The 12,438-nt window shown below is 37.5% G+C and carries 12 protein-coding genes; all 12 read right to left on the reverse strand.

What is annotated here, in order from left to right:
• Positions 1 to 14: 14 nt before the first annotated feature.
• The 12 genes from nth to KC820_RS03620 all read right to left on the reverse strand — a co-directional run bounded on the left by nth (position 15) and on the right by KC820_RS03620 (position 12,425).
• Positions 15 to 680, reverse strand: a complete 666-nt coding sequence (nth, locus tag KC820_RS03565; RefSeq protein WP_212368159.1) for an endonuclease III — start codon at positions 678 to 680, stop codon at positions 15 to 17.
• Between the two features lie 13 nt (positions 681 to 693).
• Positions 694 to 1,356, reverse strand: a complete 663-nt coding sequence (locus KC820_RS03570) for a DnaD domain protein (protein ID WP_186279492.1) — start codon at positions 1,354 to 1,356, stop codon at positions 694 to 696.
• 137 nt (positions 1,357 to 1,493) lie between these two features.
• Positions 1,494 to 2,786 carry an asparagine--tRNA ligase gene (gene asnS / locus KC820_RS03575; RefSeq protein WP_212368162.1) on the reverse strand — a complete coding sequence of 431 codons (1,293 nt, stop codon included), beginning with the start codon at positions 2,784 to 2,786 and terminating at the stop codon, positions 1,494 to 1,496.
• Positions 2,787 to 2,800: 14 nt separating this feature from the next.
• On the reverse strand, positions 2,801 to 3,988 hold the full coding sequence (locus KC820_RS03580; RefSeq protein ID WP_212368164.1) for a pyridoxal phosphate-dependent aminotransferase: 1,188 nt from the start codon (positions 3,986 to 3,988) through the stop codon (positions 2,801 to 2,803).
• A 30-nt stretch (positions 3,989 to 4,018) separates the two neighbouring features.
• Positions 4,019 to 4,525 (reverse strand): cell wall elongation regulator TseB-like domain-containing protein, encoded by a 507-nt coding sequence (locus KC820_RS03585; protein ID WP_212368167.1) that lies wholly within the window; start codon positions 4,523 to 4,525, stop codon positions 4,019 to 4,021.
• Positions 4,526 to 4,627: 102 nt separating this feature from the next.
• The gene (locus tag KC820_RS03590) at positions 4,628 to 5,383 is read right to left on the reverse strand and encodes a hypothetical protein (protein WP_212368170.1); all 756 of its coding nucleotides are present in this window, start codon (positions 5,381 to 5,383) and stop codon (positions 4,628 to 4,630) included.
• 32 nt (positions 5,384 to 5,415) lie between these two features.
• Positions 5,416 to 8,097 (reverse strand): helicase C-terminal domain-containing protein, encoded by a 2,682-nt coding sequence (locus KC820_RS03595; RefSeq protein ID WP_212368172.1) that lies wholly within the window; start codon positions 8,095 to 8,097, stop codon positions 5,416 to 5,418.
• Positions 8,098 to 8,160: 63 nt separating this feature from the next.
• On the reverse strand, positions 8,161 to 8,544 hold the full coding sequence (gene panD, locus KC820_RS03600) for an aspartate 1-decarboxylase (protein ID WP_212368175.1): 384 nt from the start codon (positions 8,542 to 8,544) through the stop codon (positions 8,161 to 8,163).
• 2 nt (positions 8,545 to 8,546) lie between these two features.
• Positions 8,547 to 9,425, reverse strand: a complete 879-nt coding sequence (gene panC / locus KC820_RS03605) for a pantoate--beta-alanine ligase (protein WP_212368178.1) — start codon at positions 9,423 to 9,425, stop codon at positions 8,547 to 8,549.
• Positions 9,422 to 10,258, reverse strand: coding sequence for a 3-methyl-2-oxobutanoate hydroxymethyltransferase (gene panB / locus KC820_RS03610; RefSeq protein ID WP_212368181.1), 837 nt, complete (start codon positions 10,256 to 10,258; stop codon positions 9,422 to 9,424). Before panB ends, panC begins: the two co-directional genes overlap by 4 nt.
• A 14-nt stretch (positions 10,259 to 10,272) precedes the next feature.
• The gene (locus KC820_RS03615) at positions 10,273 to 11,244 is read right to left on the reverse strand and encodes a biotin--[acetyl-CoA-carboxylase] ligase (protein ID WP_212368184.1); all 972 of its coding nucleotides are present in this window, start codon (positions 11,242 to 11,244) and stop codon (positions 10,273 to 10,275) included.
• The gene (locus KC820_RS03620) at positions 11,220 to 12,425 is read right to left on the reverse strand and encodes a CCA tRNA nucleotidyltransferase (RefSeq protein WP_212368186.1); all 1,206 of its coding nucleotides are present in this window, start codon (positions 12,423 to 12,425) and stop codon (positions 11,220 to 11,222) included. Before KC820_RS03620 ends, KC820_RS03615 begins: the two co-directional genes overlap by 25 nt.
• Positions 12,426 to 12,438: the final 13 nt, after the last annotated feature.

Raw genomic sequence — 12,438 nt, forward strand, 5'->3', positions numbered from 1 at the left:
ATTGCTTAGTTCAGTTACGTTTTCGAAATGACTTCCCTCTTCTTCATTCGCTTTTTCCCTTCCCTACAAAGCTCTAACAAAGGACACTCAGGACAGTTTGGTGACTTTGCCCTACAATGATAGCGCCCAAAGAAAATCATTCGATGATGTGTATCGCTCCATTCTTCCTCTGGAATTTTACGCATCAATGTTTTTTCTACTTCAAGTACAGAGTCCTTCCATCGACAAATGCCTAATCGCTTTGAAACTCGTTCGACATGTGTATCAACGGCTATTGCTGGCTTGCCAAAAGCAACGGACATTACGACGTTTGCCGTTTTTCTACCTACACCAGCTAACCCAATTAATTGATCATAATTATTCGGTACTTGGCCGTTATAATTTGCTATTAAGTCTTCAGATAGTTTGCGAATGTTTTTTGCTTTACTTCTAAATAATCCAATTCGTCGAATATCGTTTTCCAACTCTTCTAATGGTACATTTAAATAGTCTTCTGGTGACTTATACTTCTTGAATAAATCCGGCGTTACTTTATTTATGAGAGCATCTGTTGCTTGCGCTGATAAAACAACAGCAATTAATAATTCAAATTCGTTTGAATGAGTCAATTCACATTCAGCATCCGGAAACATCTCTTCAAATGTATCTAAAACGACTCTTATTTGTTTTTTGTTCAGCAAGGTTCATTCCCCCCTACTCTTCTAACCAATTGTAATAGACGGATGTGTCTCGTTTTTCTTTTGGTTTTTCTTGCATCGGTTCTCTCGCTTGATTCATGTCGGCTGAACTTCGTATGCCTCTCTTCTTCCATTCGGCTAAAATTCGATCAATATAACGAAAGTTCATTTTTCCCATTAAGACTGCTTCTCGTAGAGCTGCTTTAATTAATGCTGGCTTAAATTGATCTTGGTCAAGCCAATGACTGACGGTTTCAATTTCTATAGGAGAAAGAGCACGGCCGAATTCTTGCTCAAATAGCCCGAACAGTTTCCCCTCTTCCTTCTTTTCTTGGTCTTTTGTAGAGGAAGTATCTTCATATAATTTGTTGAACAGAGGCTCTAGAGAGTACCATTCATGTACCATGCGTTGCTCATCTTCTATTTGTTCAATACGTAAATAACCGTTGTTTTTTAGCTTTTTTAAAATATTAGCTACTTCATGTGGTGATAGTTGCATATTTTCGGAGATGAAATCAAATGAAGGTAATAGATCGCCTTGTTGCTGTAACGTAATGAGTTGCAAAATAACAATGACATCTTGTTCCGCTAAATCAAGCTTTCGATAGGAGCGTATTAACTCAGTCGGTACACTAATTTGATGCATCATCATTTTTTGATAAGAAAATGGTATATCCAAAAACGATCCCTCTTTTCTAGGTCGTTCATATTTTTTATTGTGTTTAAAGTAAGAATTAGACCGTAAAGTATATGAATAAAAAACAGATGACGATATCTTAAAAAGATGACTCAATATAAATTGAGTCATCTAGTTTCTTAAGGATACAGTCGGTTTAACAAGCGTGGGAATGGAATCGTTTCACGGATATGTTCTGTTCCAGAAATCCATGCTACTGTCCGTTCTAAGCCAAGTCCAAATCCGGAATGCGGAACACTTCCATATTCACGTAGCTGCAAATACCACTCATATGCAGGACCTTCAAGCCCGTGTTCTTCATAGCGTTTTTTCATTAATTCATAGTCATATATTCTTTCAGAACCACCGATGATTTCACCGTAACCTTCAGGAGCAATCAAATCAGCACAAAGAGCGACTTTCTCGTTGTTTGGATCTGGTTGCATATAAAATGCTTTAATTTCCGTCGGGAAATGAGTGATGAATACTGGTTGGTCATGTGCTTCTGCAATTGCTGTCTCATGTGGAGCACCAAAATCATCGCCCCAATCAATATCGTCAAATCCTTCTTTTTTCAAGAATTCAATAGCCTCATCATACGTAATTCGAGGGAATGGCGCTTTGATTTTCTTTAATTGTTCTTTATCACGTTCCAATACATCTAATTCCATATCACAGTTTTTCAAAACAGATTGGACAAGATGCTGTACGTAATTTTCTTGAATGACTAAACTATCATCATGATCCATGAAAGCCATTTCTGGTTCAATCATCCAAAATTCAATTAAATGGCGTCTTGTTTTAGATTTTTCTGCACGGAATGTCGGACCGAATGAAAACACTTTTCCTAATGCCATTGCAGCAGCTTCTAAGTATAGCTGGCCACTTTGGGATAAGTAGGCATCTTCATCAAAATATTTCGTGTGAAATAATTCTGTAGTTCCTTCTGCAGAAGCTCCAGTTAAAATTGGTGGATCAATTTTGACAAAACCTTCATCATTGAAAAATTCGTATGTCGCACGGATAATTTCATTTCTGACCTTCATAATGGCATGTTGTTTTTTCGAACGTAACCATAGATGACGGTGATCCATTAAAAATTCAGTTCCGTGTTCTTTTGGTGTAATTGGATAATCATGGGCTTCTTGAATAATTTCAAAGCCCGATACTTGTAGTTCATAGCCTAGAGGGCTACGCTTGTCCTCTACAACTTCTCCCGTTACGTAAAGAGAAGTTTCTTGGTTTAAGTGCTTCGCTTGTTCGAACAATTCTTCTCCTACAACAGACTTTACAATGACACCTTGGATAAAGCCTGTGCCATCACGGAGCTGCAAAAATGCAATTTTTCCACTAGAACGTTTATTATGAAGCCAGACACCAATCGTTACCGATTCATTTACGTGTTTGCCGACTTCTGCGATTGTTGTTTTCATTAGTTTCTTCCTCCTTAATTCGACGAATGCTTTTTGACAAAACGAGCGATTCGTTTCGATGCTTCTTCTAAGTTTTCAAGCGATGTTGCGTATGAAAGACGTATGTTTTCCGGCGAGCCAAATCCAGAACCTGGAACGACGGCCACTTTTTCTTCCTCTAGCAATTGCTTCACCCATTCATCTGTTGAATCAAAAGGCGAATTTGCTACAACTTCAGATATGTTTGGAAACAAATAAAATGCACCTTTAGGCTTTACGCATGAAATCCCAGGAATTTCAGACATCCATTCATATAATTTGTTCAGTCGTTCTTCGAAGGCATCTTTCATTTCATTGAGTTTATGCTGGTCCATCGAGTATGCGCCAATTGCAGCAAACTGCGAAATGGTTGTCGGATTGGATGTCGAATGAGATGACAAGTTACTCATCGCTTGAATAATTTGTTGATTTCCAGCGGCATATCCAATACGCCAACCTGTCATGGCATGTGACTTACTAACCCCATTAATGACAACCGTATTTTCTTTTAATTCGTCAGATAACTGAGCGATCGATACATGTTCTTCAGAACCATAGATTAACTTTTCATAGATTTCATCAGAAACAATGATTAGATCATGTTTAAGCGCAACTTCTCCAAGTGCCTTTAATTCTTCCTGTGTATAAAGAGTGCCAGTCGGGTTTGAAGGCGAATTTAAAATAACAGCTTTCGTGTAATCCGTTATTGAATTTTCCAGCTGCTCTGGAGTCATTTTAAAATCATTTTCTTCTGATGCTTTTACATAGACGGGCTGCCCTTCTGCAAGCTTCACTTGTTCTGGATAACTGACCCAATAAGGCACAGGAATGACGACCTCGTCACCACGGTTCAGTAATACTTGAAATAGATTATACAAAGCATGCTTGGCACCAGTCGTTACGATAATTTCCTTTTCGTTATACTGTAACCCCTGATCTTCTTGTAACTTCTTGATGATTGCTTGTTTTAAAGCAGGGATTCCACCAGCAGGCGTATAAGTTGTTTTCCCTTCATCCATCGCTTTTTTGGCGACATTTAAAATGTCTTCCGGTGTGTTGAAATCAGGTTCTCCAGCTCCAAGGCCAATTACATCATGACCTTCTTCTTTTAATGCTTTCGCTTTCGATGTAATAGCTAAAGTTGTTGATGGGGTCAGTGCTTGAACGCGATCAGCTAATTCCATATGTAACACCACTCCTTCATTTCGATTTCATTATTCTTTTTTGAACGAGATTGAATCATAAATTTCCCCGTCACTAAAATAGAAATTTTGAAAGTAATATTGCTCACTTGTTGTATAGATGATTTCCCAAATGAATCGACCTTTTATAATTCCTGGTGATATAGACACGAGTTCGCAATTCGTGCATTGAGAAGACCATTGATTTAGCATTTCCTCTTTTGTTAAACCATCTTCTTGTTCGAGTAATTTTATATCATCTACTTTTTCTGTTTTCGGTACAAACACATAAAAAGCTTTACCTTCATTATTTTCACCTAAGTACACAAAATAAGATGATTCGCCATTGAATTCAAATGATTCGTCTACCGATTCAATTGGACTGTGTTTAAGAGCAATCTCTGCTACCTGTTTAATGTGATCTTTATGATCGCTTTTAGTGTTATAAGACGTAATCATCAGAATACTGAAAAGAGCAACCAAGGACAAAACAATCAGTAGAACTATTCCGATGAGAATATACCTTTTCTTAATTTGCATTCTGTGGAACCTACCTTGCCATTTTCATTAGACTTTAAGCACACTGTTCATTATAACAGTAAACAACAAAATTTTTCATTGTTTTCACTGAAATTTCATCGGTTATCTTCTGACAAGAAAGATTCGATAAGGATTATTCCCTAGTTCGATGTGAACGGATAATTTATTCGTTAAAAAGAAAGCTTCAATCCACTCTTTTGAAAACACGTCATTCAGTAACCTCATTTGTTCTTTCTTTGCTTTTTCTTGAATCACAGCCACACGTGGATCCAACTTATCCAAAAAACTGATATCTAAGTCTGCTTCATAGATATATGAGGGAATATAAACAATTGTCGCTCGGTCGCTCTTGTGATTAACTGATGAAGTTTCGTACCAATACGCAGAAAAATTATTCCGTTTTAGTTCTATGTTTCCGGCTTTACCTTGTTTAGAAGGATAATGGTTTACTTCGTAGTGTTTAGTCAGTTGAACAGATTTTTCTCTTGATAAATCGATAACCTGCATACCCTTTTGATCGATTGTACATGATTGTGAGCTCCTTGGTAGGATGAGTTGGTCAATTAGATACTTTTTCGCCAGAAATGTTAGATTTCCACAATTGTGTTCATCAATTTTCGTAATAATAATGCCACGAATATTGTAATTGTTCCAATGACCTAATTGTTCAAGAATCTGTTGACGGTCGACCTCGTGCCCTGTATTGAATAAGTAAATATCCGTTTCATTCACTTTCAAAAAGGCGATATTCCCTTCATTAAGTGGATAGTAAATTAATTCATCGTTTTGATCTGTTTGAAAAAGTGGAAAAGAAGTCATGGCTATTAATACTGCAAGAATAATTTTCAATGGCTTCACCTATCCAAAAAAGATTTCTGACATCCTTCTTATCATTTGTTATTGTCTTTATCATATGAGAGCCATTTTTTTGCATGGTCGATTATTTGTTGTGTATCTTCATAAAATACAGATGTTTCACCGAGTGATTGAATAAATTGTTTTCCATAACGTTTACTCATAACACGTTTATCTAAAATAATCATTAATCCTCGATCTCCAGAATGGCGGATTAATCGGCCGAAAGCTTGTCGAAATCTGGTGATTGCTAATGGTAATGCCAATTGCTCAAAAGGGTTTTCTTTTTGTTGTTTCATTAGATTCCATTTTGCCTGATAAACCGGATGATTAGGCGACTCAAATGGAAGCCGGGCGATACAAATGATTTTTTCGGTATCATTTAAAAGATCTACCCCTTCCCAAAAAGAATTCGTCCCTAACAATATACCGTCATCTGTTTCTTCAAATAGTTTTTTCAATTTATCTCTACTGCTGGATTGAATCCCTTGTGCAAGAATTGACACTGTCCGAGACGTTGGTTGTAAACGTTCATACGTGTCTTTTAATAATTGATAAGACGTAAATAACACGAGCATCTTTTTATTCGTTTGTGCATGAAAGCGGTCGACAAATGAAGCGACATGCTGAGCATAAGTTTTTGCACTCACATCTGTTATATTCGGGAAATCTGCTGGAATTAACACTTCTGTACGATTCACATATGCGCTTGGTAATGCATAAATAGATGTTGGTGTCTCTTCTGATAAACCGATCTGTGCTAAGAAATGTTGGAATGAATTTTTTAATTGTAAAGTAGAACTCATAAAAACAATACTATTCGTGTATTGTCCATACCAACTACTTAACTGTTCACTCAAATCGATTTGCTCAATATTTAATGACGCTGCATTTTTCGCACCTTGTTGATCAATTTCAATCCAACGTACCATTTTCTTTTCTTGTTGGAAAAATGTCGTTAAGAATTCGATGATTTCCTCTAACTGGCGATTCGCTTTCGTTTGAATCGACCGTTCAAGGTCTGTTTTTAAATATTTTTTTAAGATTGAATTTCTTAACTGATCACAGCTTAACAAAAATTGATTCAATTGTTCGCGAATCTCACCGCTAAAAATCATTTCCAAAGCCTCTTCGTCAACCGATAGTTGTATCTTACCCGTATCAGACACAGGGTCCTTTGGTGAATGAAGAAAGTCTACCGCTTGATAAATTAATCTGAAGAAAGAGTCTGCATTTATCCTTGCAGTTTCAATGACTTCGCTCATACCAATACGAGCGAGAGACTGAAACAATTGCAATGTAGATATATAATCAATTTGATTCGACAGTTGATTCCTTGTGACATTTTCAAAATGATGAGCTTCATCGACGATAATCTGCCTGCTCGGTGGAATAGCTTTCCTTCCTTTTTTAAAGTCAGCGGTTAAAAATGCATGGTTTACAATAACAATCGCTGCTTTTTTTGCTCTTTCTTTAGCGAAAAAGAAATAGGAAGATCTGTCCGTAGGTTCATCATCATGATCACAAGAAATCAATTTCCAAATATCCTGACCTCTAGATGGAAGTTGGAGCTCTTCTACATCTCCTGTCTCCGTCTCTGTTAACCAAACGAGAATGATTGCAAGTGATAGTGTAATATCAAAATTGGAAGAGTCTTTAATGGAACGGTCGTAAAATGCCTTAAATCGCCGCACGTGTAAATAATTACTCGGACTCTTTAACAAAGCAAGACTTCCAGCTGGGAACAAGTTCGGGTAACGTTCGCTATAGCGGAAAATTTGTTTCTGTAATTGTAGAGTGTATGTACTGATAAGTGTACGAACATCATATTTACGGCTATATGCATAAGCCGCTAATAAATAAGCTAATGTTTTACCTAGTCCTGACGGCGCTTCGATGACTCGGTGTTGTTTATCTTGAAAGGCGCTATAAATTTCTTTTGCAATTTCTTGCTGACCTTCACGATTCTCCAGTAAAGGTTCTGACAATGTTTCGTTTAAATAATCATTGAAATCATCAAAATTTGCGTTATTACTGACGTCAATCTCGCGTATTTGTTTAATCGCTAAGCCGTATTGGTAATCAAGTGCATAATTTGAGTCACTGCGTTGCCTTTTTTCAGCGATCAAATCATCGAAGAAAAACTCTGTATCTGTTTGGAAATTACTAATTAACGGTTTCAACTGAAGCAATGTTTCTAGTGGGAGCCCATTCATTTTTTGAATGATTTCCAAAAAGATAAGAGCTGTTACATAGGCATCCGATAGCGCACGATGTGGCTTAAAATGCTTAATATTTAAATAATTGGTCAAATCTTGAAGTCGATAACCAGGTGCTGAAGGAAAAAAAACACGTGACAATTCCACTGTATCGATTACTGCACATGCGATCGGAGAGTGTCCGGCCTTCACTAAACTTTGATTTAAAAATTCATAATCAAAGTGAACCGGGTGTGCGATAAAAAAGCAGTCATCAAAGAAAGGTAAAATTTTTGGAATTACTTCTTTGAAAGTCGGTGCATCGACTAAGTCGCTTTCGCTAATTCCTGTCAATTGTGAAACAAATGGAGGTATTGATCCATTCGGTTTAATATTTGATTCATATTCATCTATGATTTTGCCGTCTTCAATGACTACAATGCCAATTTCGATAATTTCGTCTCCGTTTTTAACTGAGTTTCCTGTCGTCTCTAAATCGACCGATACAAATCGAGCCATATTTCTCCTCCTCTCCACCATAAATGTTTGGATGACAAAACAAACTCCCACTTGAAATGGGAGTTATAAAATCGTTAATGGTGGTTCCTCTTCAAGCTGCTGTTCAATTTGGTTTTTTTCGTTCAAAATAGCGATTGAAGGGCGGTGTTCGCCTAATTCTTTTTCATCAACTTGAACATAAGAAATAATAATGATTTGGTCCCCTGGTTGAAATTTACGCGCCGCTGCTCCGTTCAAACAGATTACACCGCTGTCTGGTTCACCGGAAATCACATAGGTTTCAATCCGTTCTCCATTATTATTATTGACAACTTGCACCTTTTCATGAGGCAAGATGCCTACCCTTTTCAATAATGTCGAATCGATTGTTATGCTTCCGACATAGTTTAAGTTCGCTTCAGTCACTGTTGCTCTATGAATTTTTGCATTCATCATGGTACGGATCATGATTACTCGTCACCTCTGTAAATTTCTTCACCTGATTGATTAAGAATAAGATTATCAATTAATCGGGCTTCTTTATAATGCACTGCAATTGCGATAATGATTGAATCACTTTCTTTTATTAAAGGTCGTAAATCCGGGTAAGTCAAACAGTTGACATAATCAATTTCACCACTGATCCTCTTTTGTAATGCATATTTTACATGGTCAATAACTTGATCACGTGACCAGTTTTCATTCGACTGAATATACTGTTGACCAGCTTTCAATGCCCGATAAATATTTGGAGCTTCCTCGCGCTCGGCAGGAGATAGTCTAACATTTCGACTACTCATAGCTAATCCATCTGGTTCACGTTCAGTTGGAACAGGAACAAGTGTAATATTGAAATTTAAATCCTTAATTAATGCATCGACGACAGCCACTTGTTGTGCGTCTTTTAATCCAAAGTAAGTTTTGGTCGGTTGAATAATTAAAAATAATTTAGAAAGAACCTTGAGAACACCTTCAAAATGACCCGGTCTACTCGCCCCACAAAGAACATTCTGTCTAGTGAGAAGACTCATCTGAATAATACTTTGTGATGGGTACATCTCTTCGACATCCGGGTGAAAAACGATATCCACACCTGCTGCTTCCAAAAGTTTAGCGTCTCGTTCTAAGTCTCTTGGATAAGACGTTAAATCACTCGTTTGATTAAATTGTAACGGATTTACGAAAATACTAACGACAACGAAGTCATTTTCTTTTCGTGCGTTTTTCACTAACTGTAAGTGACCTTCGTGTAAATAACCCATTGTAGCCACAAAGCCGATTGAATGACCATTTTGATTAAGTTCTTTCGATTTCTCTCTCATTTGTTTGATGGTTTTTATATGTATCATTTTTCTCCACCATATAACCCATCAAGCACATCATCGTTAATAGCATACGTATGCTCGTCTGATGGAAAATCAGTTGCTTTTACTTCACTTATGTAGGTTCTAATTGCATGATCGATACTCTCGTTTAAATTAGCTTGTGGTTTAACAAACTTTGCAAGACGCTCCACACCATATTGCAATAAATCATGGTAGACAAGTACTTGGCCATCTGTTCCACTTCCAGCACCAATACCGATTGTCGGAACGTTCGAGTTTTCAGTTATAAGTGTCGCAAGCTTTGCAGGCACACATTCAAGGACGATTGAAATGACCCCCGCTTCGTTTAATACATCGGCATTTTCAATTAATCGTCTTGCTTCTTCAGTTGTTTTACCTTGAACGCGATAGCCACCTAGGACTTGGAATGTTTGTGGTGTTAAGCCGATATGTCCAACAACCGGAATCCCAGCTTGTGTCAGCTTACGAATTAAAGGGGCGAGCTCTTGCCCACCTTCGAGTTTTACTGCATCTGCTCCAGTTTCTTGAACGATTCGAGCCGCATTTCTCATCGCTTCCGCTTCAGAGACATGAAAAGACATAAAAGGTAAATCAACGACGGTAAACGTATTAGGTGCCCCGCGTTTGACTGCTTTTCCATGATGAATCATATCATCGACTGTCACTGGAATCGTTGAGTCATAGCCAAGAACAACCATTCCCAATGAATCTCCAACTAAAATCATATCGACACCTGCATTTTCTGCTGTTTTGGCAGATGGATAATCATAAGCTGTTAACATTGTAATTTTCTCATTTTCCTGTTTCATTTTTTCAAAGGTCCGTCTTGTTTTCATAAGTAAAGCCCCCTTTACCAATAAATTTCTGCTGAATACAAGGCTGTTTGTTTCCCTAATTCATCTTCAATAAGTAGTGCTCCATCATGTTGAATCCCAACAAACTTTGCTTGAAACGTTTCTTTTGTTTTAATTGTTAACCACTCATTTAATCGATAAGCGTGTTGTTCCCACTCTTTCTTGATCGGTTCAAATCCTTCTTGTATAAATGTATCATACTTTTCTTCTAGACGTTGTGCAACTTCATGGAAAACCTGAGTTAAATCATATGACTTTCCAGTTTCAATTTTTAAAGAAGTTACTTTCTCTCTTAGTTCTTCAGGAAATTGATCTTGATCTTGATTAATATTCATTCCGATTCCAAGTAATATGTACTCTATTTGATCTTGTTCAGCTTGCATTTCGGTCAGAATACCCGTTAATTTAAGTCGTCTCGAGAAAACATCATTCGGCCACTTAATTTTCACTTCCAGACCTAATTGACGAAACGTTTCAACTAACGCAACAGCTGCAACCAAGGTTAATTGTGTAGCATCTTTCGGTTCCAGAGAAGTTGGGCGTAAAATGACAGTAAACCATAATCCGTGCTTATCTTCAGAGTGCCATAACCTTTTCAGCCTACCACGACCCTTTGTTTGATGGTCGGCGATAATGACGGTTCCGTGTGGTGCGTCCTGTCTTGCTAGATCATGACCCAAAAATTGGGTTGAATCAATTGATTTACGGTGGATTAGATTCTTACCAAGCCAATTTGTTGATAGCCCCCACTGTAATGAAGACGCTGATAATACATCAGGTACTCCAACAATACGATACCCTTTGTTCCGTACAGCTTCAATTTGATAGCCGTCTTTCTTCAATTCATTCATGTGCTTCCATATCGCTGACCTAGATATACCGAGTTGCTCAGACAATCGTTCACCTGATATATATTGATCAGAATGATTTGAAAGCAACTCAATTAGTCTTGTTCGGTTTGATTCCATGCTTTCACTTGCCTTTCGATTTCATCTTTTTGATTCGGCAACTTACCACGGAGCACTTGATATTCCAACTCACTGAGATATTCGCTAATCCATCTTCCTTTTTTTCTCTCTGGGCATATACGAATTAAATCAGACCCGTTGATTGCCAAGTCGCTTTTTTGCTTAATAGGCAACTGTTCGAACATTGAATAAAGTTCACTTACATCGTATGACTTACCTTCAACTAAGTGAATGAAGTCGTTCCATGATGCAATATGTTCATCCGTTAACTTATACAATAGGTTATTCGTTAGTCCCTTTGTTTGATGTTGAGCAAAAGCTTCGTGAATAATAGTTGCTTTTCGTTTGACCGCATTAGAGAGTTTATACGCATTACACCAAGCAGATATGGCTATCGACGGCTCTATAAAATGCAAATAAGCGATTAAGACGGCTTGATTGTCTATCGGTTCACGAAGTTGTTCATAAATTTCCAAGAAAACATTTTCATGCTCTTGAAAGACAGGTAGCTGTTGGTAAAGTTTGGTTTCTTTTAAATATTCCAATGCTTTTCCAACACCGATTCCACCGAACATCTTCGTCAATTCCACTGTAATTCGTTCTACGGAGATTGCGTCTAATAACGAGCGGTTTTCTTTTATAGCCATAACTACTTCGTCATCAATGAAGAAATCCAATTGACTGGAAAATCGAACGGCGCGTAACATCCGAAGTGCATCTTCGTTAAATCGATCTTGTGCATGTCTAACGGTCTGGATGCGTTTTAATTTTAGATCTTGTTGACCATTAAATGGATCGATAATGTTACCATCTAGACCCATAGCCATAGCATTAATCGTAAAATCTCTTCGACTTAAGTCTTCTTCAATGCTATCTACAAAAAATACACGGTCTGGTCGGCGGTGGTCTTTATATTCTCCTTCTGTTCGATAAGTAGTTACTTCATATGATTCATTATTTAATAGAACCAATATAGTCCCATGATCAATACCAACAGGTACGGTTCTGTTAAATAATTGTTGAACAGTGTATGGATCTGCGTCTGTTGCTAGGTCAATATCACCGATTGGTCGATCTAATTGATAATCACGTACGGATCCACCTACGAAAAAACACTCATAACCGCTCTTGTTGAGTGTGTGTATAATGGGTGCCGCTTGATCGAATGGTTTACCAACCATAGAATCTACCGCC

Source organism: Allobacillus saliphilus (assembly GCF_018138385.1).
Lineage (GTDB): Bacteria > Bacillota > Bacilli > Bacillales > Alkalibacillaceae > Allobacillus > Allobacillus saliphilus.